The 23,905-nt window shown below is 60.3% G+C and carries 25 protein-coding genes; 12 read left to right on the top strand and 13 right to left on the bottom strand.

What is annotated here, in order from left to right:
* Positions 1 to 66: 66 nt before the first annotated feature.
* Both ACGSLL_RS03025 and ACGSLL_RS03020 read right to left on the bottom strand, forming a co-directional pair.
* A complete protein-coding gene (locus tag ACGSLL_RS03025) occupies positions 67 to 1,608 on the bottom strand; it encodes a class I SAM-dependent methyltransferase (RefSeq protein ID WP_394503010.1) in 1,542 nt (513 codons plus the stop codon).
* Positions 1,609 to 1,955: 347 nt separating this feature from the next.
* The gene (locus ACGSLL_RS03020; protein ID WP_394503008.1) at positions 1,956 to 2,417 is read right to left on the bottom strand and encodes a hemerythrin domain-containing protein; all 462 of its coding nucleotides are present in this window, start codon (positions 2,415 to 2,417) and stop codon (positions 1,956 to 1,958) included.
* Between the two features lie 335 nt (positions 2,418 to 2,752).
* Between ACGSLL_RS03020 and ACGSLL_RS03015 the strand changes: the two genes are divergently transcribed.
* From ACGSLL_RS03015 to ACGSLL_RS03000, 4 genes are all read left to right on the top strand, one after another.
* Positions 2,753 to 3,979, top strand: a complete 1,227-nt coding sequence (locus tag ACGSLL_RS03015; RefSeq protein ID WP_394503006.1) for a zinc-dependent alcohol dehydrogenase — start codon at positions 2,753 to 2,755, stop codon at positions 3,977 to 3,979.
* A 97-nt stretch (positions 3,980 to 4,076) separates the two neighbouring features.
* A complete protein-coding gene (locus ACGSLL_RS03010; RefSeq protein WP_394503004.1) occupies positions 4,077 to 4,577 on the top strand; it encodes a CinA family protein in 501 nt (166 codons plus the stop codon).
* 4 nt (positions 4,578 to 4,581) lie between these two features.
* Positions 4,582 to 5,100, top strand: a complete 519-nt coding sequence (locus tag ACGSLL_RS03005) for a hypothetical protein (RefSeq protein WP_394503002.1) — start codon at positions 4,582 to 4,584, stop codon at positions 5,098 to 5,100.
* Positions 5,101 to 5,108: 8 nt separating this feature from the next.
* A complete protein-coding gene (locus tag ACGSLL_RS03000; protein WP_394503000.1) occupies positions 5,109 to 5,555 on the top strand; it encodes a DUF421 domain-containing protein in 447 nt (148 codons plus the stop codon).
* A gap of 47 nt (positions 5,556 to 5,602) precedes the next feature.
* Here ACGSLL_RS03000 and ACGSLL_RS02995 read toward each other — a convergent pair whose 3' ends face one another.
* Complete coding sequence (locus ACGSLL_RS02995) at positions 5,603 to 5,818, bottom strand: PLD nuclease N-terminal domain-containing protein (protein WP_090283927.1); 216 nt, start codon at positions 5,816 to 5,818, stop codon at positions 5,603 to 5,605.
* Positions 5,819 to 6,083: 265 nt separating this feature from the next.
* Here ACGSLL_RS02995 and ACGSLL_RS02990 point away from each other — a divergent pair, with 265 nt between their 5' ends.
* A complete protein-coding gene (locus ACGSLL_RS02990) occupies positions 6,084 to 7,211 on the top strand; it encodes a saccharopine dehydrogenase family protein (protein WP_394502998.1) in 1,128 nt (375 codons plus the stop codon).
* Positions 7,211 to 7,702 (top strand): DUF2269 family protein, encoded by a 492-nt coding sequence (locus tag ACGSLL_RS02985; protein WP_394502996.1) that lies wholly within the window; start codon positions 7,211 to 7,213, stop codon positions 7,700 to 7,702. Before ACGSLL_RS02990 ends, ACGSLL_RS02985 begins: the two co-directional genes overlap by 1 nt.
* Positions 7,703 to 7,769: 67 nt before the next feature.
* Here the strand turns inward: ACGSLL_RS02985 and ACGSLL_RS02980 are convergent, their stop codons facing one another.
* Positions 7,770 to 8,537, bottom strand: a complete 768-nt coding sequence (locus ACGSLL_RS02980; RefSeq protein ID WP_394502994.1) for a sulfite exporter TauE/SafE family protein — start codon at positions 8,535 to 8,537, stop codon at positions 7,770 to 7,772.
* Between the two features lie 173 nt (positions 8,538 to 8,710).
* On the opposite strand from ACGSLL_RS02980, the gene ACGSLL_RS02975 reads away from it, so the two are divergent.
* The gene (locus ACGSLL_RS02975) at positions 8,711 to 9,580 is read left to right on the top strand and encodes a LysR family transcriptional regulator (RefSeq protein WP_394502992.1); all 870 of its coding nucleotides are present in this window, start codon (positions 8,711 to 8,713) and stop codon (positions 9,578 to 9,580) included.
* A 3-nt stretch (positions 9,581 to 9,583) separates the two neighbouring features.
* Here ACGSLL_RS02975 and ACGSLL_RS02970 read toward each other — a convergent pair whose 3' ends face one another.
* Entirely contained in the window at positions 9,584 to 10,054 is a 471-nt protein-coding gene (locus tag ACGSLL_RS02970; protein WP_394502990.1) for a thiol-disulfide oxidoreductase DCC family protein, read from the bottom strand.
* Positions 10,055 to 10,122: 68 nt separating this feature from the next.
* Entirely contained in the window at positions 10,123 to 10,578 is a 456-nt protein-coding gene (locus tag ACGSLL_RS02965) for a GNAT family N-acetyltransferase (RefSeq protein ID WP_394502988.1), read from the bottom strand.
* Positions 10,579 to 10,735: 157 nt separating this feature from the next.
* Between ACGSLL_RS02965 and ACGSLL_RS02960 the strand changes: the two genes are divergently transcribed.
* Positions 10,736 to 11,149, top strand: coding sequence for a PaaI family thioesterase (locus ACGSLL_RS02960; protein ID WP_394502986.1), 414 nt, complete (start codon positions 10,736 to 10,738; stop codon positions 11,147 to 11,149).
* Positions 11,150 to 11,339: 190 nt separating this feature from the next.
* A complete protein-coding gene (locus ACGSLL_RS02955; RefSeq protein WP_394502984.1) occupies positions 11,340 to 12,551 on the top strand; it encodes a Bcr/CflA family efflux MFS transporter in 1,212 nt (403 codons plus the stop codon).
* Between the two features lie 45 nt (positions 12,552 to 12,596).
* Here ACGSLL_RS02955 and ACGSLL_RS02950 read toward each other — a convergent pair whose 3' ends face one another.
* From ACGSLL_RS02950 to ACGSLL_RS02940, 3 genes are all read right to left on the bottom strand, one after another.
* Complete coding sequence (locus ACGSLL_RS02950) at positions 12,597 to 14,003, bottom strand: DUF1254 domain-containing protein (protein WP_394502982.1); 1,407 nt, start codon at positions 14,001 to 14,003, stop codon at positions 12,597 to 12,599.
* Between the two features lie 119 nt (positions 14,004 to 14,122).
* Positions 14,123 to 15,040: an AraC family transcriptional regulator gene (locus tag ACGSLL_RS02945; protein ID WP_394502980.1), complete on the bottom strand. Its 918-nt coding sequence runs from the start codon at positions 15,038 to 15,040 to the stop codon at positions 14,123 to 14,125.
* 154 nt (positions 15,041 to 15,194) lie between these two features.
* The gene (locus ACGSLL_RS02940; protein ID WP_394502978.1) at positions 15,195 to 15,959 is read right to left on the bottom strand and encodes an SDR family NAD(P)-dependent oxidoreductase; all 765 of its coding nucleotides are present in this window, start codon (positions 15,957 to 15,959) and stop codon (positions 15,195 to 15,197) included.
* Between the two features lie 195 nt (positions 15,960 to 16,154).
* On the opposite strand from ACGSLL_RS02940, the gene ACGSLL_RS02935 reads away from it, so the two are divergent.
* A complete protein-coding gene (locus tag ACGSLL_RS02935; protein WP_394502976.1) occupies positions 16,155 to 17,063 on the top strand; it encodes a helix-turn-helix domain-containing protein in 909 nt (302 codons plus the stop codon).
* 173 nt (positions 17,064 to 17,236) lie between these two features.
* Complete coding sequence (locus ACGSLL_RS02930; RefSeq protein WP_394502974.1) at positions 17,237 to 17,971, top strand: SDR family oxidoreductase; 735 nt, start codon at positions 17,237 to 17,239, stop codon at positions 17,969 to 17,971.
* Positions 17,972 to 18,028: 57 nt separating this feature from the next.
* Here ACGSLL_RS02930 and ACGSLL_RS02925 read toward each other — a convergent pair whose 3' ends face one another.
* The 4 genes from ACGSLL_RS02925 to ACGSLL_RS02910 form a co-directional block, all read right to left on the bottom strand.
* The gene (locus ACGSLL_RS02925; protein ID WP_394502972.1) at positions 18,029 to 19,381 is read right to left on the bottom strand and encodes a c-type cytochrome; all 1,353 of its coding nucleotides are present in this window, start codon (positions 19,379 to 19,381) and stop codon (positions 18,029 to 18,031) included.
* A gap of 17 nt (positions 19,382 to 19,398) precedes the next feature.
* Entirely contained in the window at positions 19,399 to 21,654 is a 2,256-nt protein-coding gene (locus tag ACGSLL_RS02920; RefSeq protein ID WP_394502970.1) for a xanthine dehydrogenase family protein molybdopterin-binding subunit, read from the bottom strand.
* Complete coding sequence (locus tag ACGSLL_RS02915) at positions 21,654 to 22,109, bottom strand: (2Fe-2S)-binding protein (protein ID WP_203418363.1); 456 nt, start codon at positions 22,107 to 22,109, stop codon at positions 21,654 to 21,656. Before ACGSLL_RS02915 ends, ACGSLL_RS02920 begins: the two co-directional genes overlap by 1 nt.
* Before the next feature lie 303 nt (positions 22,110 to 22,412).
* Positions 22,413 to 23,072 carry a glutathione S-transferase gene (locus ACGSLL_RS02910; protein WP_394503098.1) on the bottom strand — a complete coding sequence of 220 codons (660 nt, stop codon included), beginning with the start codon at positions 23,070 to 23,072 and terminating at the stop codon, positions 22,413 to 22,415.
* A gap of 185 nt (positions 23,073 to 23,257) precedes the next feature.
* On the opposite strand from ACGSLL_RS02910, the gene ACGSLL_RS02905 reads away from it, so the two are divergent.
* Positions 23,258 to 23,824, top strand: a complete 567-nt coding sequence (locus tag ACGSLL_RS02905; RefSeq protein ID WP_394502967.1) for a TetR/AcrR family transcriptional regulator — start codon at positions 23,258 to 23,260, stop codon at positions 23,822 to 23,824.
* Positions 23,825 to 23,905: the final 81 nt, after the last annotated feature.

Raw genomic sequence — 23,905 nt, 5'->3', positions numbered from 1 at the left:
AGCCAATAAAATCGCGCGTTGGCAGCGGCAGGGTTAACTTGCTACTGCTTCCGCGCATTCTGCACCTCAAGCGATTTTCAACGCCCTGAGCACCACCAGCGATTGCTCGGCAAATGCCTGCGCCTGCTCGGTCAGTTCAGCCAGGTTTTCTTCTGCGGTGAGCAATGGCTGGTCGCCCTTGACCAGCACTTCGCCTTGTTCGCTGATCACACTCCACGCCAGCTGCGCCCATTCAGCCGGGTGCTTTCTGCCTTGCTTGATGGAAATCAGGAACAGTTGCTGGAAGCGGCTGACCGTCACGCCACCCCCGGTGACCGGGCTGGCCAGCACTTGAACCCTGGCGGTGAACAGCGAGCGTTTGCACAATTGCAGATTGAGCGCCGCGCAGCGGTCCTGCACTTGCGATTCGGCCGCTTCGCTCTGGCAAGGCGCCACGACCCCCATGCCGACCAGTACGGCAAGTGCTTGTTCGAGATCGTCGAAGGTCACCGGCGCTGCCGCTGCGAGCAACTGGCGCATTGATTTCGCCGCATACGCCTCGTCCGCCAGTGCGTCCAGCACCGGGCCGTAAATCTCCACTTGCAACGAGGCTTCGCCGGCCGGACCGGTGACGGCGGCAGGTACGCTCGATGCCGGTTGCAACAGTGCGAAACGCGTATGCAACATATGCGCGCGGCGTTCGGCCGCGGACAGACGGTTGGCACCGCGCACATACAGATCGCGGCGGAAGTGCTGATTGACGAAATAGTCGCGCGCCTGCTCGCGCATGACCGGGTGCTCAATGGTTTCGAGGAAATCCATGGCCTCCGCGCTCAGGTTCAGCGGGTCGACCGAATCCAGTGGCACCGCCGTCGTCGCGTAGTCGAGCTTGGCGGGTGCGAGGGCATCGACCATGTCGGCGAAATACATGCAGTTCCAGTCGCGATTGAAATATTCATGGGCGACGTACTGACGATCCTGGCCCTTGATGCTCTGCAGTCGCGCGCCCATGCTCGGCGCGGCCGCAGCGTATTTCGGATTGGCCGCCAGCAACGCCTCGGAAAACTGCAACGCGGCGTCGATGCGCTGATCCGGGCGCATTGTGGTATTGGCAAACCGGTCATGCAGACTGAACAACTGGCGCAACGGCGCCGACGGCGACCAGCCCGGGAAACTGTTGTAGCTGACGTACAGATGACCACCGGGTTTGAGGTGACGACGAGTGAATTCGACGATCAGCTTCTGGTTGTCACGGCTGACCCAGGTCCAGATACCGTGCAGGCTGATGCTGTCGAATTGTGGCAGGTCAGTGCGCGCCAACAGTTGCTCGAAACTGTCGTCATAGAGGCGGGCGCCATTATTGGCCGCCGCCGCCAGTTCAACGGCATAAGCTGCCTGGCCCGGATGAAAGTCTGTGCCGACGAACGCACCCGGATTGGCGGTGGCGTGGATATTGATCGACACGCCCTGACCGAAGCCGAGTTCGCAGTGATAGCCGTCGGTACTGTCCAGACTGGCAAAGCCGCGCAACAACAGGCAATAGCGCTGGAACACCGGGTTGATCTCCCGGCTGTAGCTGTAGGTGTAGCCTTCGTCGGTGAAATAGCCTTCGTTCCAGGCGTTGCTCATGGTTGACGTCTCTTGTTCTTGAAATGAAAGCAGTCGTTATAAGGGGTTGTCGGGGCGCGCTACAAGCGAAAAGACAAAAGTCAAAAGCCCCTCACCCTAGCCCTCTCCCGGAGGGAGAGGGGACCGACCGAGGTGGATGCGAGGAATACGCCGATATTAGATACCGAGTCGTACGCGATTTCGAAACCGACCGATATCGGCGCCCTCTCCCTCCGGGAGAGGGCTGGGGTGAGGGGAGAACGCACCGCAGTACCCAAGCCGAACACATTTCGCCATCACCCTGAGCACGCGCCAAAAAAAAGCCCGGCCAAAGCCGGGCCAAAGCCGGGCCAAACCACGCGTAATTCTTAAGCGGCCATTTCTTTCTTGTAGCTGGCCTTCATGGCCTCCATCTGCGCACCCAGTTCATCGAGCTTCGCCTTGCCCAAGATCTGTTTGGCCTTGGGAAACATCTCCGATTCCTCTTCTTCGATATGGTGCTCAAGCAACTCCTTGACCACCTTCACCCGGCCAGCAAACTCAGGCGTGCCCGGGTCGGTCTCTTTCAGATCCGGCAGCACCAGCGAATCCACGGTGCGGTGTTCTTCCTTGGCCTCGTAATACATCACGTCCTCTTCCTTGCTGCCCGCTTCCTTGAACGCGGGATAGAGGATTTCTTCTTCCAGACGGGTGTGAATCGAGACTTCCATCTCCAGCTTGGCCAACAGCTCGGCGCGTTTTTTCAACGCCCGTTCAGTCGACTCGCTCAGTTGGCTAAGGATGTCTTTGACTTTTTCATGATCGGCTTTGAGTAGGTCGATGGCGTTCATTATTTATTGGCCTCTGCTATCACGGTATGAACACAGGCCTCTATGGGCCGTGCGGTGTATTCCCTGTCTACAACGCATGAGCTGTGCCAACTTGCAGTGATCGGTCAAACCGCGCTGGATCAAGGCTTTGCCAGAACCGTGAGCAAACCGCTTCGTGCACTCTGCATGAAGCACATCGTGCACGCCTTGCAGATTCCAATCTGAAAAAAGACGAGCCTGCTGCCACCGCAGCCACTGATCCGTCGGGGCGAAATTTCACTGAACTCATACAGAACGCTGCGCTTCCGAAATGAAGAGACCCAGACCCTTTCATTGATCAAAAAGAGGACCTTGCCATGCGCGCAATGACCTACCACGGCGCTCACGATGTGAGAGTCGAGACCGTGCCGGACCCGAAGCTCGAAGCCCCCGATGACATCATATTGCGTGTGACCGCGACCGCCATTTGCGGCTCCGACTTGCACTTGTACCGAGGCAAAATTCCCACCGTCGAACACGGCGATATCTTCGGCCACGAATTCATGGGCATCGTCGAGGAAACCGGGCCGGAGGTGACTGCGGTACAACGCGGTGATCGCGTGGTGATTCCGTTCGTGATCGCCTGCGGTGGCTGCTTCTTCTGCCAGATGGAGCTCTATGCCGCGTGTGAAACCACCAATCCCGGTCGCGGCGCAATCCTCAACAAAAAGTCCATCACACCGCCCGCGGCGTTGTTCGGCTTCAGCCGCTTGTACGGCGGCATTCCCGGCGGTCAGGCCGAGCTGGTGCGGGTGCCCAAGGCCAACACCGGACCGTTCAAGGTGCCGGGCACGCTGGCGGACGAAAAGGTGTTGTTCCTCTCGGATATCTTGCCGACTGCCTGGCAAGCGGTGAACAACGCGCAGATCGGCCAAGGCTCGACTGTCGCTATCTACGGCGCCGGCCCGGTCGGCCTGCTCAGTGCCGCCTGCGCGAAAATGCTCGGTGCCGAGCGGATCTTCATGGTTGACCATCACCCGTATCGGCTGGAATACGCGCAGCGCACCTATGGGGTGATTCCGATCAATTTCGATGAGGACGACGATCCGGCCGACACCATCATTCGGCAGACGGCCGGCCATCGCGGCGTCGACGGGGTGATCGATGCGGTAGGGTTCGAAGCCAAGGGCAGCACGACTGAAACGGTGCTGGCCACGCTCAAGCTTGAGGGAAGCAGCGGCAAGGCGCTGCGCCAGTGCATCGCCGCCGTGCGCCGGGGTGGAGTGGTCAGCGTGCCCGGTGTGTATGCCGGGTTTATTCATGGCTTCCTCTTTGGCGATGCGTTCGACAAAGGCCTGACGTTCAAGATGGGCCAGACCCATGTTCAGCGCTACCTGCCGGAGCTGCTCGGGCATATCGAAACCGGCGCGCTGCAGCCCGACGCGATCATCACCCACCGGCTCTCGCTGGAGCAGGCGGCCGAGGGCTACAAGCTCTTCGACAAGAAACAGGAAAATTGCCGCAAGGTGATCCTCACGCCCGGCAGCAGCGACGTGCCGCTGACGGAAAACGCAGAGACGCCACCGTTGGTGCCCGCCACTTGAGGTGGACCGGCGAGCCCGGGATTTACCGGGCTCGCCGAACGTGGGAATGATCACCGCGGCATGCGGTCAACCGGCAATAACTCCAAGAGTGAACGTCATGTCCATCGCCAAGGAAACGGTCGACTATCTGCGCGACCATTCGCTGACCATCACCACGGCGGAATCGTGCACCGCCGGCAACATCGTCATGCTGCTGTCCGAGGTGCCGGGCAGCGGCCAATTGATCGAGAGCGGCTATGTGGTGTATTCACCGCAGGCCAAGCAACGGCTGTTGCATGTCAGCCCGGACACCATCGAAACCTTCAACCTGACCAGCGTTGAAGTCGCCGCTGAAATGGCGATCGGCGCGTTGCGCGACAGCACCGCCAACGTCGCCGTTGCGACCACTGGCATTCTTGGTCCTGACGACGTCGACGGCATTGCCGCCGGCACCGTGTGTTTCGCCTGGGCCTTCCAGCTGGACGGTCAACACGCCGTGTTCACTCGTCAGCAATGGTTCCCCGGCTCACGTGTGGAGGTGCAGCAGATCGCCTCGGAATTCGCCTTGCAGCAACTGCCGCAGTTCCATCAACGAGCCCTGCGCGGCGAGCGAGGCTGAACCGATGAAAACCGACCGCGATCACCCGGACTTGCAAAGCAGGGACTACCCGGTGCGCGAAGACATGGCTTATCAAACGAAGGTCTGGCGCTTCGAACGGTGCGGCTGGTACGTGCTGGTGTTGTTGGTGGTGCTCGGGCTGCTGGGGTTGTTTTCGCGCGGGGTCATCAGTTCGCGGGAAGTCAGCAGTGACGACGACCACCTGCACGCAGAGTATGAAATGTTCCATCGCAATGGCTCGACCAACGCGATGAAAATCAGCCTGAACGGCAAGCCCGATGCCACGCTGGAACTGGATATCGGTGGCGAGCTGCTGGAAGGCTTCAGCGTCGAAACCCTGCAGCCGCAACCGCTGCGCTCGCGCAATTCCGCGCAGGGCATGCGCCTGTGGTTGCAGGCGGACGGCCAGGGCCAGGCAACGTTGTACCTGACCCTGCGCGGCGACGGCCTCGGGCTGTTTCGCAGCCGCATCGAATCGCCCGGTTCAACTGGCGTTGAGCTGGTTCAATTCATCTTTCCGTAGGTGACACCATGGATTCCGTGTTGCGTGCAGTAGCGATGTATCTGGCCTTGATGGTGCTGTTCAAAATCGCCGGTCGCCGCTCATTGGCTGAGCTGACCACGTTCGATTTCGTCCTGCTGATGATCATTGGTGAAGCTACCCAGCAAGCGCTGCTCGGCGACGATTTTTCGCTGACCAATTCGTTGCTGGTGATCGTCTCGTTGATCGCGATCGACGTCGGTTTTTCTTTGCTCAAACAGCGGTCGGGCTGGGTGTCACGCCTGATCGACGGCGAACCGACAATCATCGTCGAGAACGGCAAGCTGCTGCACCGCCGGCTGCGTCATGCACGGCTGGTGGAAGCGGATGTGATGGAAGCGGCGCGTTCGAGCCAGGGCATTGAAACGATCGATCAGATCAAGTTCGCGATCATCGAGCGCAACGGCAAGATATCGGTGATCCGTCAGGATTCCTGAAAACGCTGGCCGCAAATCCAAGAGAATTGCGGCCAGCGTGGCAAATGTCAGCGGCCTGGATTAGACGCCGTGTCGTGACGAATATGTTTAGGCCCGGCCAGCGCCCAAGCGATCAGGCCGAACAGCGGCACAAACACGATCAACACGATCCACACGCCTTTGTTGCTCGATTTGCCCTCGCTCTTGCGCACCCGATTGATGGCCCACAGCTCGATGAGTACCAGCACTGCCGCCAGTACGATCCACACGGTTTCGATTTGCATAGGCTACCTCCTGATGGTCTATGCGTTAGGTGGTGTGGGGTTCGCCGGGTTCATTTATTTTGATATTTGCGGTGAATCCATTTCCTCCTAACACGCTAAACCCCTGTGGGAGCCAGCCTGCTGGCGATAGCGGGCTGGCAGTCTCAGAGGATCTGCCTGACCTGACACAATCTTCCACAGGTTTTATCGTCCCGCGCCATGGCCCGTCCATCATCAGCCCTATATCCTGCGCGCTGTGTAATGGATCGACTTAGGGAAGAATTGCATGCCGTTCAGGGTGATGGTGGTCGGTGGTTACGGAAATTTTGGCAGTATCGTTTGCCGGCATCTGATCGCGATGCCGTCCATCGGTCTGGTGCTGTCGGGACGTGATCCGCGCAAGTTGCAGGGCAAGGTCGATCAGTTGCAGGCGCAGTCCGGCGCGGTCTGCGAGGGCTGGTGCGGTGATGCGATGGGCGCGGGGTTCAGCGACGCCTTGCGCGCGCTGAATATCCAGTTGGTGGTGCACACTGGCGGGCCGTTTCAGGGACAGTCGTATGCGGTGGCGGAAAGCTGCATCGCGGCCGGTGTGAATTATTGCGACCTTGCCGACTGCCGCACCTTCGTCAATGGCATCGGCGTGCTCGACGCACGGGCGAAACAGGCGGGCGTGGCGATCCTCAGCGGCTGCAGCTCGGTGCCGACGCTGTCGTCGGCGATCATCGACGAGCAACGCCAGCGCTTTTCGCGGATCGACTCGATCGAGCACGGGATTTCCTCGTCGGCGAAAATGCCGGGGCTGTCGACCATTGAAGGCGTGCTGGCTTACGCCGGAAAACCGATCAGGCAACTGAAAAACGGCAAGGTCCATGAAGTCTCCGGCTGGCTCGATCTGACCTTGCGCAAGATGCCGCAACTGGGCACACGCCTGCTGGCCAATGTCGACGTCCCGGACATGGACATCTTCGCCGCTCGCTATGGCGCGCAGACCTTGCGTTTCAAGGCCGGTGCCGGGCTCAAACTCGGCGGCATTGCCAACGGTCTACTGGCGAAGGCATTGAAACTCGGCCTGGTGCGCGACCATGCGCTATGGGCCGCGCGGCTGCATCGTCTGGGCACGCGTTTCGAGCGATTCGGCGACGGCAAAAGTGCGATGTACATCGATGTGCAGGGGTTGGGTCTCGATGGCCGACCGTTGACGATGACCGCGCAGCTCACAGCCCTTAACGACAAAGGCCCGGAGATCCCCAGCTGCGCCGCCGTCGCACTGGCGAGCAAAATGGCCCAAGGCTACGTACCGTCCACGGGCGCACGCCCTTGCGTGGGCGAAATCAGCGTTGACGAATACCTGACTGCGATCAACGATCCGCATAACCTGAGCCTGTCGGTGCAGTTCTCGGACGGGCAGCGCTGATGCTCTATCTGTGCCTGAAATACCTGCATGTCATTGCGGCGATTTTCCTCTTCGGATTCGGCATGGGTTCCTACCTCTACCTGATCGCCGCCAGCCGCACTGCCAACCCGCAAGTCATCGCCCACGTCGCACGCATGGTGGTACGCTTCGACACCTGGATCACCACGCCGGCAGGCTTTGTGCAGATCTTTACCGGCTATGGGCTGCTGCGTCTTTCCGGGTTGCCCATCAGTACCGACTGGATACTGACGTCGCTGATCATCTTCGCCTGCGTGGGCGCGTTGTGGCTGCCGGTTCTGCGGTTGCAGAACCGGCTCTGGCGGATGGCCGTGCAAGCGGGCGAGGCGGGCGCCGTCCTCGATGTGCGCTATGCGAACGTGTACCGCGCGTGGTTCTGGATGGGCGTGCTGGGGTTCGCCGGGATGTTTGTCATCGTGCTGATGATGGTGACGAAGATGACGCCGGGTCAGTTGTTGGGTTATTGGCTGTAGCGGTTGAATCCATGTTTCCGAAAACCGCTGTCGGTCATACGGGGCTGGCAAACGCCCAGGTCGGTCCCTAAGAAAATAACGACAGGCCCATTCTGCCGATCAAAAAAACCAGCAAAATCAAAAAAAATACCCGAATGAACCCGCTTCCGTAGCGTAGGGCAAGGACCACTCCGGTCACGGAACCCAACACGTTGCACAGGGCGACGACAGCGCCGACGGTCCACAACACATTGCCGGACGGAACAAAAAATAACAGTGCTGCGCCGAATGTCCCCAGGTTGACCAGTTTTGCCGAGGCCGAGGCGTTGAGAAAATCGAATCCAAACACTTTAACGAATACGAAAAGAAGCAGGCTACCGCTACCAGGGCCAAAAACGCCGTCGTAAAAACCAATAAGGCCGCCAAAGAAAACGCCTAATGCGATTTCCCTCGGACCACATTCAATATTTGAACTCGTCAGCCCTAACTTTTTTTCGCTGAACGTATAAATGGCCATGGCTATGAGGATAAAAAAGACAACAAACTCCATGAGTTTTTTCGGCACGATTGAAACGGAGAAGGCGCCAAGAAACGCAAATACAAAAGCCGAACACATGGTCGGCAGCATCAAGCGCCAAAGGATTTTTATGCGTTTCACATAGCTGAATATGGAAGATAAGTTTCCTGCCAGAACAGCCAGTTTATTAGTGCCGAAAACCGTGGCCAGACTTTGCTGGGGCAGCGCATGTAACAGTGCCGGCAACTGAACGAGCCCACCGCCACCTACCGCAGCATCAATCAAGCCCCCGCAAAAAGCAAAAAAGCCCAGCGCGATCAGAGCTTGCTCAATGGACATAAGGAAGAGCTGTTTTTAATTCCAATGGTGACACTCCTTAAAGGCGATTCTTTGTGGTCTGCAATCAGTCGATGTGTATTTGACTATGTAATTGGGGTAATGAATAACGTGTTTGAGGGCTTGCAACAAGTGACTTATAGTGTGCGCATCATTCACTTTTGATGAGTAGTGACATGGAGTTGTCTCAGCTGACGATGTTCAAGACAGTGGCTGATCAAGGAAGCATCGTGCGCGCTGCTGAGCTGTTGCACTGTGTCCCTTCCAACATCACCAACCGGATCAAGGCACTGGAGCGGGAGCTAGGGGTTTCGTTGTTCATCAGGCAAGGCAGGGGGCTAGTCATCAGCCCATCCGGGAGTTTGTTTCTCGGCTACGTTAACAAGATCCTGTCGTTGTGCGCGGAATCACAACGAGTCCTGGACCCATCAGCTGCGCCTTCAGGGATATTGAAAATCGGCGCTATAGAGTCTTCTGCCACGGGCAGATTGCCGAGGCTGTTATCGAAATTTCATCAACTTTATCCAGCCGTGCAAATGCAATTTCGCACAGCAGACTGGTCGCAGTTATCAAACGATGTAGTCAAGCATGAACTGGATGGCGCAATCGTTGCGGTAAGGCCCGAACACCCGGATCTACATGTTATTGAAATATACGAGGAAGAGCTGGTGCTGATTGCCTCTCCGGCTGCCGGGCGGATAAACAAACCGCAGGATCTGGCTGCGGTCGATATATTCATGTGGCCTGAAGGTTGCCCTTATCGAGGTGCACTGCTTGGTTGGCTGAAAAAGCATGGCGTAGATAGTGCCGTAACCAGTATAGCCAGTTATGGCACCATCCTCGGTTGCGTCAGTTCTGGTGCCGGTGTGTCGTTAGTCCCTAGAGGTGTTTTTGAGCAGTTCAAAAGGATCGGCAGCATAAGCGCTTTTACTTTTGATGATTTGCTGCCCGTCACTAATTATTTTATATCGAACAAGAACGTTGACTTGCATCATGCAAAAGACAGGTTTGCCGATCTTTTGAAGGAAGAGTTTCAAGGCCTGTGACTGCTATTTTTCGCTGAATGGCAGCGCGGACGTCTTCAGAAAACGCAACTCATGGTCCGCATTGGGCAGCAGGCAGGTGTCGTACTGGCCGAACAGCCGATAGCGATTCAGCGCGATGCGGTCATACGCCCAGTCTCGCAGGCGTCGAGGCAAGACGCGCAGCAGGCGCAGCGGCTGCCAGCGGGTTGGCAATTGGCGGATCACTTCCAGGAATGCATCCGAACGTTCCCAATAATGCCGATCGCGAATCACCGCCATGGTGTCGAACTGGTCCACCGGCAACCCGGCCCATGCCAGCAGCGCCTGGCCTTCGGGGGATTGCACGGCGGCCAGGCGCACGCGGCGCTGGTGGTCGTGGCGAATCAGGAAACGCGCCCAGCCATTGCAGAGTTTGCAGACGCCGTCGAACAGAACCACGGTTTCGCCGGGTTTGAGGAGCGGTGCGGGGGTAGGGCGGGTGTTCAGGGCTGGCATTCCATCAGGTTCCAGGGCAGGGCTGGTTACCAGCATAGCGCCGCGTTGCATTCCGGTAATAGCAAACATTACGGCATCAGCATCTTGGCCATGATGATCGTACGTTCCGATTGATAATACTCGTCGCGGATTTTCCTGAAGCCTAACGAAGCGTAGAAGCCTTCTGCTGTGATTGAAGAGGGCACGTTGAGCAAACTCAAGCCTGCATCCAGAGCGATGGATTCAATGGTGCTGATCAAGTGCCTGCCGATGCCCCTTCGGTGATATTGCGGGTCGACAAATACGCTTCGAATAATGTTCTTCTGAAGACTCGCTGTGGCGACGATGTGGCCGTCAATTGTCGCGACGAGCACCTGGCGCTCAGTCAACATACGCAGCACCGCCGGGACGGAGAAGCCTTGAACCACCTGGTCGATAATGTCGGATGAATAGTCCCGCGCGTTGGACTCTCGAAGTGCGTTGATGATCGTCTTGCTGATGGCCGGCGCATCGCTATCCGATGCGTTTCGAATCTGCACATCCACTCGCAACGCTCCTTTTAAAGTGTCGGCCCGTGTAGCACGGGCGACTTATCCCAGCATATTCCATGTCCGTATAGTTCTGGCCCGATTATCTCTCGGCACATACAACCGAACTCTGCAGGTCAACATCATCGCTGAATCACCCGCAACGGGAGCAAGCATGAACGCCACTGTAATCCCCGAAGGTTTCACCCTGTTCAGCCGCAGCAGTCCATTGCTTGATTTGCTGGGCCCAATCTACGCACGCGGCAGTGGTCTGCAACTGGAACTCGGATTGTTGACCGACGCCAGGCACGCCAACGGCCGCGGCACTTTGCATGGCGGTGTGTTGGCGACGCTGGCCGATGTCGGTATGGGCTACGCCATGGCATTTTCCTGCGACCCTCCGCAGCCGTTGATCACGGCGAGCATGACCCTGGACTATCTCGGCGCTGTCCAGATCAATGAATGGCTGGAGGTGCGCCTCGAGCATTCGAAAAAAGGTCGGCAACTGGCGTTCGCGGCGGTCAGCCTGCATATCGGTGAGCGCACGGTGGCGCGCGCCAGTGCGGTGTTCGCTGTGCCTGTGAGCTGAGTGCATGTCTACGCTTCGCGGCTATTGAAATTACGGACGTCATATTTACAGTTGGAAATTATTATGATCATAATGCTGAGCCCTCGGTGCAGTCGTTGGCTGCTGTCCTGGATTGCGCGCGAGGGTGTTTGACACTACCGGGACCCCAAATGGATCGGGGCATTTCTCCCCATCCACTTCGGATACAGCCATGCACACATCCACTCGCTCCAGCGTATTGCTCGCACTCCTGATCGGGCTTTGCGGCCTGGGGGAAATTTCCACGCAGTTGCTGATTCCCAGCCTGCGTGAACTCGAGTCAGGCCTTGGCGCTGCACCGGGTGCGTCACTGGCGGCGTTGTCGATGTTTGTCGCCGCTTTTGGTTTGGGTCAGTTGTTCTTCGGCCCGCTCTCTGATCGCCTTGGCCGGCGCCCGCTATTGCTCGCTGGCGTTGCTACTTACGTGCTGGCTTCGCTGTGGATGGCGTATGCGCAGAGCATGGATGAATTCATCGTCGGCCGTGCGCTGCAGGGGTTGGGCGCCTGCGCAGCGCTGGTGGTGGCGCGCAGCATTGTGCGGGATGTGTGGAAAGAGCGCGCCGGACCGATCATGGCCATCACGGTGATCGGCATGCTCAGTACCATCATGCTCTCACCCGTTATTGGCGGGTTGATCGCGACCCACGCCGGCGGCTGGCGCGCGGTGGTCATGGCGACGGTATTGTTCGGCGCACTGGCACTGATCGCCTCGCTGTTTTTCAAGGAAACCCATCTGCAGCGTGACCCGCAAGCCGGGCGCCTGAAAACACTGATGGGCAATTACGCGGCGCTGCTCAAAGGCTCGTCCGTGCGCAGTTTTTCGGTTGCCATCGCCTGCACCTACGGCGCGATGTTCAGCTTTATCGCCGGCTCATCGCGTGTGTTCGTGGGCCAGCTTGGCTTGAGTCCGACCCAGTATGGGCTGCTGTTTGGCGGCATTGTTTCCGGTTTGATTGCCGGTGCGATCTACACCAACCGCACCATCATCAAGTCCGGTCCGGAAAAGATCGTTGCCCTCGGCACCGGTCTGGTTGCGGCAGGCGCCAGTCTGTCGTTCATCATTCACCAGTTCGCTGGCCCATCGGTAACCGGTTTGATGCTGCCACAGGTCCTGCTGACGCTGGGAGCGGGCATGGTGCTGCCCGGTTCGGTTGCTGGCGCGGTGATTCCCAATCCGACCCGGGCCGGGCTGGCGGCAGGTTTCATCGGCTTCGCGCAGATGGCCGGCGCGACCGTTGCCGGTTTGCTGCTCAGTCGCCTGCAGGACGACTCCGCATTCGCGATGGTCGCGCTGAATGCCGCGTTTGCGGTAGGCGGCTTCCTGACGTTTCGAATCATGCGTGCGCGCAACCGCGCTGCGGCGAGGATCACCTTGACGGACTGAGCGGCCACACACTGATAACGGTGGCCGCCAATGATCAGTCACCCGTCATTCAACCCTGTCCAGCTGCGGCAAGGCCCATTTTCCCGACAACACGTCTTCGGTCGGCTGGTACATCCTCAACAGCACATAAAACCCGCCCTTGGGTGCCGGCAACCAGTTGGCTGCGTTTTCGCCCTGAGGTTTTTTATGCGAGATAGGGATGGTGATCGAACCATCTGCGGCGACTTTCAAACCTGGCGTATCAGTGCCGACCTTGTAACGATTGATCTCGTTTTCAACCAGCATCTTGTCGTTGGCGTCGTACATGGTCAGTGACCAGAACGCGTTGACGGGTGGGGCGGAGGCGAGTTTGACCTGGTATTGACTGGCGCCGGTGAGGGGGCGATTTTTACTGTCGGTGAAGCGGATCGGGTACATCGCTTCGCGTTCGCCCTGGCCGCCGAGATACGGGCCGGCAACCATGGCACGCAACGGGTAGTTGTAGCCGAAGCTGTCGAGCCCGGTCACCCAGTTCCAGCCGTTGCGGATCGATGAGGTGCTGGCCAGCGAAGCGATGGCGACGTAGGGCGCGTCCTTCAATCCGGCTTCCAGGCCTTTGCGGGTCGCGGGATTGAGGGTGTCGGGGGCGAAGCCTTTTTCGGTCAGGCCGATGCGGGCGAACTGGGCGAACAGGGCTGCGTCGGCAGGTTTTACCGGGTTGTCCTTGAGGACGGCGGCCAGTTCAGTGAAGAAACCCAGCGGGTCATCGGTTTTCGGTAATGCCGGCAAGGTCGCGTTGACGGTTTTGCCGCTCAGGGGCACGACGCTGAACTGCTTTTGCAGCGCGAGGATCGGCGCAACATCTTCGCCTTGCTTGACCTGAATACGTCCCCACAGCCAGATTTTTCGGGTTGTCACGTCGAGGCGTTTGGCGTCCTTGGGCAGTTCGCCGGTCCAGCCGGGTGGCACCAGCACGTACTTGCCGGCCTGGGTGCCGGTGGTTCGCCGACCGACGTAGTGTTCCAGTTCCTGCCACATGTTGAACACATCGACGACGTAGTAGCGGTCGTCGGTGTCCGGCACGCTCAATACGTAGGGCTCAGTGAGGTCGAGCACCGCGCTCATGTAGTAAGTGTCATTGTTGGCGGTGGGCATGTCCTTGGCGGACGGTGAGGCCAGGGCAGTGGCCCAGCCGATCTGGTTCAGCGGCGCGCGATAGCTGGTGGCGGGTTTGTTTGCCGCCACCGTGATGTATTCGCGCACGACCCGTTCCATGCGCACCAGCGGATAACCCCAGTTGTAAGCCGAGATCGCCAGACTGTAGCCATCGGCGTGCATGCCTTTTTCAACAACGTCCGGCGTAGCGGGCGTGGAGAGCAACAAATCCGGGGTGGCGGCTTGCGCTTGCAGGGCGCCGGCGAGCGCGGCGCACAGGGGCAAAATACAGATCAAGCGTTTGCGCGATGCAGTCATAACGAGCGTCCTTTCACGAGGGAGTGCAATGGGTTGCACTGGCCTGACGGCTGAATGTCTGCAAGAACCCTAGGCAGCAGTTGTGGATGCGTCAAATGCTTGAACGTTTTTCGACGGTGTTACGCCGGGCGTCGTGCGCTGCTGATATCTTTCGAGGGCGGCGAGCCGAACTGGCGGCTGTATTCGCGGCTGAATTGCGAGGGGCTTTCATAGCCGACGCGATAACAGGCACTCGCCACGTCCAGCCCCTCGCCGAGCATCAGCCGGCGGGCTTCCTGCAGGCGCAGTTGCTTCTGGTATTGCAGCGGGCTCATCGCGGTCATAGCCTTGAAGCGGTGATGCAGGGTGGAGCTGCCGAGGTTGGCGATGCGCGCCAGTTCCTCGATGCGCAGCGGCTGGGTGTAATGGCTGTTCAGCCAGTCGATTGCCCGCGACACGCGGCGCGCTTGCGAATCGCCCATGGCCAGTTCATACAGGCGACGCCCGTGGACGCCGCGCAGCAGGCGGTAGTACATCTCGCGCAGGGCCAGCGGCGCGAGCATACCGATGTCGCGCGGGGTCTCCAGCAGGCGCACCAGACGCAGCATGGTTTCCAGCAGCGGCACGTCGATGGTTTCCAGAAACATCCCACGCTCGGGCTCGTCCGGCACGCCCGTCGGCGGCGCATCGGCGATTACCTGCGCAAGATCGGTGGCTTCGAAATCCAGACGGATACACAGATAAGGCGCCTCCGGGCTCGCCTGCAAGACACGACCGGACACCGGCAATGTGACCGAGACCACCAGGTAATTCAGCGGGTCGTACCGGTAGCAGTCCTCGCCGAGGCCGACTTCCTTTCGCCCCTGCAAAATCAGGCACAGCGCCGGTTTGTGCACGGTGTGGATCAGCTCGGTGGGCTGGTCCATGCGAATCACATGCAGCGGCGCGATGGCGGTCTCGTAGATGCCCGGCTCGGCAAAGCGCTGGGTCAGCGCACGGATCAGTTCGGTGCGATAGAGGGCGGTGTTTTGCAAAAGGGAAGCATCGCTCGGTTGCATATCAGACTCTCATAAGATTCGTGGGCCATGGCGGCCCCCGTCGCTGATCTTCAGACTACACAGTGGGGAGGGCGCAGTGTTACGCCGATACTGCCGCAGATCTGCCTGATCCTGCTGCGCGTGCCGGAGATTTTCGCCTGCGCCCGTTGCCGTGTCAGCCAGCGGTGACGGTCATGCCGCCATCGGCCATGACCACCGCGCCGACCATGAAACTGGCGCGGTCCGAGGCGATGAACGCGACCACTTCGGCAATTTCCTCCGGCTGCGCAGCGCGGCCGATGGGCGCGTGTTCACCGTGTTGTGCGAGAAACGCGGGGCCATCGTCGACCACGTCGTTGAGAATGTTGGTCACCACGTCACCGACGCCGACGGCATTGACGCGAATCCCATGTTCGATCACTTCCAGGGCCAGGGTGCGGGTCAGTTGTGCCAGAGCGCCTTTCGAGGCCGTGTAGGCGGCAATGGTCGGGAAGGCGAAATACGACGCATAGGAGGCGATGTTGACGATCGTCCCGGACTTGTTCGGGATCATCGCTTTGACCGCCTCGCGGCTGTGCAGGAAAGCGGCGGTGGCATTGACGGCTTGAATGCGCTCCCAATCGTCGCGGGTCATGTCGACCACCAGTTTGTTGATGATGATCCCGGCGTTGTTGACCAGAATATCCAGGCGACCAAACTGCTCAACGGCCAGCGCTACCGCACGTTCTGCGGCGCCATCTTCGGTGATGTCCGCCACCAATGGCACCAGGCCGGGGCGGGCCAGTTCCTGCACGGCGGGGTTGAGGTCTTCGGCGATGACTTTGGCGCCACGAGCGTGCAGCAACAAGGCGATCGCCTTGCCGATGCCGCTGGCCGCGCCGGTTACCAGGGCCACTTTGCCCATCACTTCGTTTGGTGTGCTGTTGTTGATCTCGCTCATGATGTTCTCCACGTTGTGATCCAGTCTGGGTTGCCTTGCCAGCAACGTTTGGCGCTGGTGACGGTTCAACTGTCTCGCAACGCGCGAGTGACAACTTTCGTGGGCTTGCCGTGGCTGTCGGAGTTTTGCGCCCAATATGAGGTATGGCTGGGTTATTGTCGGATTTTGCAACTGCGAGAATAGAAGGACCCTTTCATGGCGAATACTGCTCAGATGCGCATAACCGGGGATTTCATGGCTGATTACCTGCCGGGTGAACCCCTCGCGCTGACTTCGCGACCGCGAATCGACGATGTCGTGATTCAGCTGTTCAGTCATCGCAGTATCAATGAGCCGATCACGGTGCCGGCGGTGGTGGAACCGTTGCTGGTGTTAGTGCTGGCAGGCGCGGCGAGGGTGGAGGAACGGGTGCCGGGTGGTGAATGGGAGGCGACCGAGGTCAGCGCGGGCGACTTTTTTCTCACCCAGTCGGATGACCCCTATGAAATGCGCTGGCAGACCCACGGCGGCGAAACCTTTGAAGTCATGCACCTTTATCTGGGCTTGCCGCTGATCGAACGTGCCTCGCGCGAGCTGTCCGGGCAGGCCAGCGCGCCGCTGCGCTTGCGCGATGTTTCAGGAGCACGGGATTCGCACATCACGTTTGTCCTGCAGCAATTGCGCAGCGAACTGATCGAGCAACGTACGCCCAGCGCACTGTTCGCCCAGTCGCTGGCCCAGGCGTTGGCCGTGCACCTGCTGCGCAGCTATCCGGCCGAGACTCAGGCGGGACGTCGGGTCAATGCGTTGCAGGCTTACAAACTGCGCAAAGTCACCGAGGCGATGACCGCGCATCTGGACGACGAATTCAGTCTGGCGAAATTGGCAACGCTCGCCGAGCTCAGCGAATACCACTTCAGCCGCCTGTTCAAACGCGCCACCGGTCTGGCGCCTTCGCAGTATTTCATCCGTTTGCGCATGGCCCGCGCGCGGCAATTGTTGCTCGAGTCCCAGCGCAGCGTGATCGACATCGGTCTGGAGGTCGGCTATTCCAGCGCCAGTCACTTTTCGCAGGTGTTTCGTCGTGAAGTGGGCGTCACGCCCAGCGAATTTCGCGGTACTTGAAGAGGTGGCGTCGATAAATCATCACCGCGCACTCAGACACGAATAGGCAAACCTCACGCAGCTTTCGGCACGCGTCCAGCCAGTCCGTGCGCTTAACCTTTCGACGTACCCAGCCAACACCCCGCACCCCGCGGCCCGGCTGACTTTCCATGCAACGAGCAGGAGAAACGGATATGTCGAACATCCACAACAAAGTCGTATTGATCACCGGCGCCAGCAGCGGTATCGGCGAAGCCGCCGCGCGACTGATCGCAGCCAAAGGCGCCCACGTAGTACTCGGTGCCCGCCGCACCGAACGCCTGGAAAAACTGGTCGGCGAGATCCGCAGCGACGGCGGCTCGGCCAGCGCCCGTGCGCTCGACGTGACCGACATGAACTCGATGCAGGCCTTCGTTGAATTCGCCCAGGCGCAGCACGGCAAGGTCGACGTGATCATCAACAATGCCGGGGTCATGCCGCTGTCGCCACTGGCGGCGCTGAAGGTCGATGAATGGAACCAGATGCTCGACGTCAATGTGCGTGGCGTGCTGCACGGTATCGCCGCGGTGCTGCCGGGGATGGAAGCGCAAGGCTTCGGCCAGGTCATCAACATTTCTTCGATTGGCGGCCTCGCGGTGTCACCGACCGCCGCCGTGTATTGCGCGACCAAATTCGCAGTCAGAGCCATCTCCGACGGCCTGCGCCAGGAAACGGACAAAATCCGCGTGACTGTGGTTTGCCCAGGCGTGGTCGAATCCGAGCTGGCCGATTCGATTTCCGATGAGGTGGCGCGTGAGGAAATGCGCGCGTTCCGCAGCGTAGCGCTGGGTGCCGATGCGATTGCGCGAGCGTTGGTTTACGCGATTGACCAGCCTGACGATGTGGACGTCAGTGAGATTGTCGTGCGGCCGGTGGCCAGTCCGCATTGATGGGTTGAGAAGAATCGCCGGTCCCAGGCTGGACCGGCAATTCCAGTTTCAACGTTCCTAACGCATCTGCAAAATAATCGGACTGCTGCTCGCCGGATCCGTGTGTTCGCGCAGTTTGCCGACCGCTGCAGCATCGACCGCGCTGGCCTGATTGCCCCAGGTACTGCGCATGAACGTCAGGACTTCGGCGATCTGCTGATCCGACAGTTGTTCGCGGAAGGCTGGCATGCGATAGGCGTCCGGTACGCCCGCCGCGACGACCCGTTGCGAGCCGTTAAGGGTGATGTTGATCGCGGATGCCTGTTCCCTCGCCAGCGCCGAAGTGGCGCCGGCCAGCGGAGGCATCCATTCGGCCTGGCCTTTGCCGTCGACACCGTGGCATGACGCGCAGCGGGTGACGTAAGTGTGTGCGCCGGAGGTTTCCAGGCTTGGCGCGGCAGAGGCCTGCTGATATTGCCAAGGCGGGCCATCACGTTGCGGGTCGCCGGGCAGCGATTTCAGGTAATGGGCGATGGCACTCAGATCCTCGTCGCTCATGAACTGCGTGGAGTTGTTGAACGCTTCGGTCATCGAGCCGTAAACCACCGCATGGCGATTGCGCCCGGTCTTGAGGAACTGGACGATTTCCGCCTCGTTCCAGCGCCCGAGTCCGGTGTTGTGATCGTCGCGCAGGCTCGGCGCGTACCAGCCATCGAGCAAGGCGCCAGCGAGGTACGGTTGGCCGGATTCATCGAGCGCTTTCTCGTTGAAGGCCAAGCCGCGTGGCGTGTGGCAACTGCCGCAATGCCCGGCGCCCTGGACCAGATAGGCGCCGCGGTTCCACTGTGCATCCTGCGAGGGTTTGCTGGCGTAAGGTTCGGCGTCGACAAACACGCCGTTCCACATTGCAATCGGCCAGCGCAGGTTCAGCGGCCAGGGAATCGAACTCGGCTGGTTGGCCTGCTTGACCGGCGCCACGCCTTTCATGAAAAACCCATACAGCGCGCGCACATCGTCATCACTGAGCTTGGCATACGAGGGATACGGCATCGCCGGGTACAAACGCCGACCACCCGGCGCTACGCCATGGCGAACGGCACGGTCAAAGTCGGCGAGGCTGTAACGGCCAATCCCGGTATCTGCGTCCGGGGTGATGTTGGTGGCATGGATCACGCCCAGCGGTGTGGCCATTTCCAGGCCACCGGCAAACGGCGCGCCGCCCGGCACGCTGTGGCAGGCCACGCAGTCGCTGAGGCGGGCGACGTATTCGCCGCGGGTGACCAGTGCGGGGTCGATATCGGCCACGCTGAACGTTGGCTTTTCCAGGGGCGAGACAGGCTCGCGCGTGACATACCAGGCCAGCAGACCTGCCGCGATCAGACACGGCACGGCCAGCCAGCCAGCGGTTCTTGCGAATCGGCTGTTGTTCATAAACGCTCCGGCGCTGATCAGGCGAAAGTGTGACGGCTCATGGGCAGGCTGCGAATTCGCTGCCCGGTCAGTGCGGCCACCGCGTTGGCCACGGCGGGCGCGACGGCCGGCAGTGGCGGTTCACCGATGCCGCCCATTTTTTCCCCGCTTTCGACCACCCGCACATGCACCCTGGCCATGCGCGCAGGCGGCAGGATCGGATACAAGTCGTAATTGCGCGCGCGCGGTTTGCCATCGAGCCACACGGCTTCCTCGACCAGCGTCTGCGACAGCCCCAGCGCCACGGCGCCGTTGACCTGCGCCTCGACAATCGCCGGGTTGACGATGCTGCCGGGGTCGATCGCCTGCCAGATGTCGTGAACCTTGACCTGACCGTTTTCGATCGACACCTCGGCAATCACCGCCGTCTCGGTGCCGAACGGCGATGCCATCGCCACACCTCGCGCGCGCCGGCTGCCATCCTCGGCAGTAAACGGTCCGCGTTTCCAGCCGCCCGACAATTCGGCCACCGCTTGCAACAGGGTGGTCAGCCGAGAGTTGTTGCGCAGCAGATGCAGGCGCAAGTCGAACGGGTCCTTGCCGCCCTTGTCGGCCAGTTCGTCGAGGAACGATTCATAGAAAAAGTCATTCAGCGAATTGCCCACCGAGCGCCAGTAACCGAGCATCGCCGGGCCTTTGACGTAGATCTGCGCGATGCGCTTGTTGGCGATCGCATAGGACTTGCCCGACAAGCCTTCCAGCGCCGTCGGGTCAAGCTTTTCGCCTTGCTTGCCGGCGATGGCTTCGGTGGGGCCTTCGGTGGCGCTGATGGCTTCGATTGCCAACGGCCAGCCATCGTTGTCCAACGCACCGCGGAAGTTGACCGCAGCCACCGGGCGCAGCACGTCACGCAGGAATTCCTCTTCGCGGCTCCAGATCAGTTTGACCGGGCGCCCGACCGCCTTCGCCAGCTCGATGGCCTGCGGGTACGGACTGGCCGAGTCGTAGAGAAAATGCCGACCGAAGAACCCGCCCAACAGCGGCGAGTGCAGGGTGATTTGCCCAAGGTCGAGACCGGTGCGCTTGGCGATGTCGGCGCGATACAGGTCCGGTGCCTGATTCGGCAACCAGACTTCCAGCGAGCCATCGGCATTGAAACGGGCCAGCGCAGACGGCGGCTCGAGTTGCGCGTGATTGAGGTACTGATTGTGATACGTCGCATCGATGCGGGTTTTCGCGTTGGTCAGACTCGCGGCCACGTCACCCTCGTTTTCATCGTCGCGTGCCGGACCTTTTTCCGCCGCCAGACGCTTGAAATACGCATCGCTGGAAAAGTCCGCCGGCATCACGCGGACCGGGCTGTCGGCGCCCGGTTCCTGCCAGTCGACCTGGATCGCCTCGACCGCGCGTTTAGCGTGCCACCAACGTTCGGCGAGCACCGCCACGGCGCCGGGCAGGCGGTGTACCGAATGCACGCCTTTCATGGCCTTGACCTGCTCTTCGTTGCGCAGACTGCCCACGGTCATGCCCAGACGCGGCGCGTGCTGAACGGCGGCGTGGAGCATGTTGTCGACCGTAAGATCGATGCAGTAGAGCGCCTTGCCGGTGGACTTGTCGTAAGCGTCGAGGCGCTTGACTGGCTTGCCGATCCAGCGGAACTGGCTTGGATCGCGCAGCTTGACGCTGGCCGGGTCGGGCACGGGCAGGTCCATGGCGCGCTCGGCCAACTCACCGTAAGTCAGCGAGCGGCCGGATGCGGCATGCAGCACTTTGCCCGGCTCTGTGCTTAGTTCGCTCACCGGCACGCCGAAGCGTTCGGCGCCCGCTTGCAGGAGCATGGCGCGGGCGAGGGCGCCGAGGCGGCGCATCACCGGATAGCTCATGCGCACCGACATGCTGCCACCGGTAATGCGCATGCCGTTGTCCATCACCACATACGCTTCGCCGGGCGGCGCGGCTTCGACCAGGAACGTCGCCGGATCGGCGTCGAGTTCTTCGCCGACAATCTGCGCCATCGCCGTGAAGGTGCCTTGGCCACCTTCCATGAACGGGCACATCAGACGCACGCGGTTGTCCGGGCGGATCTCCAGAAGTGCCGGCACCTGCGTACCGCGTTCGCTGGTCGTGGCAGCCGCGGCGGCGGCCAGTGCGCGGGGCGCGCCGAGTGGCAGACCGAAGCCCAGCACCAGCGCGCCGACGGCGGTGCCGGTGAGAAAGCGGCGGCGGGAAAGGTTGATCGGTGTCGTCAGGTCAGGCAACGAGGATTGAGCTGTGGTTTCGCTGGAAACTTTCATCACGCGTCCCTCTTGCCAGCCAGCTCATGCACCGCGGCATGAATGGCGTTGTAAGTGCCGCAGCGACACAGATTGACCATCGCCGCTTCGATCTGCGCATCGCTCGGCGCGGGGTTGTGCTTGAGCAGCGCGGTCGCGGCCATGACCTGGCCGGATTGGCAATAACCGCACTGCGCCACTTGCAATTCGACCCAGGTCGCGACCACACGCTTGCCCACCTCATCGGACTCGATGGCTTCAATGGTGGTGATGTCGCGGCCAACCACACCGGCGACCGGCGTGACGCACGAGCGCACCACATTGCCGTCGACCAGCACCGAGCAGGCGCCGCACTGGGCCAGGCCGCAGCCATATTTGGTGCCGGTCATGCCGAGGTCATCGCGCAGCACCCAGAGCAAGGGCGTGTCGGCGTCGGCATCGACCTGAACGGTCTTCTGATTGATTCGTAGTTCCATGGGTTCACCCGCCTGATCATCGGTTGACGTGCATTTTTATAAGCATGGGCCGCAGCGCCAGTGAGCGTGTTTGTCACTGAGGTTGGCGCGCTGCGAAGTCCGCGTCGCGTGCGTGTGGGCGCGGTTGCGGTTGTTATCGGACTGTATGGCCTCGCGCGTGCGTTGGGTATCCACGGCCGTGCAAGTCCAGAGGATCAGGCAAGCATTCAAGAGGATTGCGCTAGAGCGTAGGTTATTCGCTCGCAGATTGTGTCGGGAGGATTGATCATTGCCGCCCCCTGAAGCGGGGCGGCAACTGTGGGTTTATCGGCGTTGCGCATCTCCTTGCGCAACCATTGCCCGCCATTGCTGCACGCTTGGCCGCTCCTGCACCCGCGCATGCCAGGCTTTCAACGCCACACATTCATCGGGCACCGGCAGTTCAACCAGCGCCGCGAAAATCATCCCGCCCAGCACGGCAATGTCGGCCATGGAAAAGTGCTCGCCGGCGACATAAGGCTGATCGCGCAGAACGTTATCGAAGTAGTGCATGCCGCGCACGGCCTTGTCGCGCATGCGCAGGCCCCACTCGGCGTTCTGATACAGCTCGACCTCTGGGCCGAGGCCTGGTGTGGCGTGGTGGAAGTACACGCTGACCGCATCGAGAAATTCGATCTCGGCGCGTTTGGTCATCATGTGGATCAGGCCTTTTTCCACCGGCGTGCGACCGGTGAGCGTCGGGTTGTCATCGAGGCTGTCGAGGTACTGAGTGATCGCCGTGCACTCGGCGATCAGCGTGCCGTCCTGCAGCTCCAGTAGCGGCAGCGTGCCGGAGTAGTTGAGGCGCAGGAATTCAGCTTGCTTGTGCTCGCCGGTCCACAGGTTGACCGACACGAACTCGATGCGCGACAGCAGCGATTTTTCTGCCAGCGCGATGCGCACACGGGCCGGGTAGGGGCCGTTGTACCAGTCGTGAATTTTCATCATCGGTAGCGAAGAAGGGTCGATCACAGCACTGGAATAAGTCATTTCGGGTTACCTGCCTGTCATTTGGTAGGTGGAAGATTGCGGCCACTTTTTCTGAGTGTCAACCCCTACCTTCCAATTGGCAGGTAATCATTCCGAGCGTACACTCCACGCCATGATCGAACGCATTGAGGACATTGGAAGTGAGTGTGAACGCGCGCGAAGCGATACTTGAGGCGGCTAAAACCGCCGCACAGCTGCACGGCTACAGCGGCATCAATTTCCGCAGTATCGGCGAAGTGGTGGGCATCAAGAACGCCAGCATCTACTACCACTTCCCGAGCAAGGCCGATCTGGGCGCCGCCGTCGCCGAGCGCTATTGGCAGGATGCGGCTCAGGTGCTCGAAGGCATTCGCCAGACCAATCCCGATGCGCAGCGCTGCCTGACGCTGTATCCGTCAATCTTTCGCACATCGCTGGAAAGCGGTAATCGGCTGTGCCTGGCGAGCTTCATGGCCGCCGAATATCAAGACCTGCCGGACGAAGTCAAAGCGCAGGTCAAACGGTTTGCCGAGGCCAATATCGAGTGGCTGACCGAGGTGCTGGTCAGCGCTGGTTCGGCGGATGAAGAACGCTGTAAGGCGCGTGCCCGGGCGATTTACGCGGCGGTGGCCGGTGCGCAATTGATTGCGCGCAGTCGGGGGGATATTGGGTTGTTTGACGAGTTGATCGACAGTTATGTCGAGGCGGGGTTGATCGGCGAGTTATGACGCAGTTCTGGCGCTGGCGACTATAGTCTTCAGGGATAAATTGGCCACTGGGCTTAATTGATTTGTGTCTGAAGGGAATCT

Source organism: Pseudomonas retamae (assembly GCF_043496865.1).
GTDB lineage: Bacteria > Pseudomonadota > Gammaproteobacteria > Pseudomonadales > Pseudomonadaceae > Aquipseudomonas > Aquipseudomonas retamae.
The sequence above is the reverse complement of the archived record's forward strand: the minus strand, read 5'-3'. Positions and strand labels throughout refer to the sequence as shown.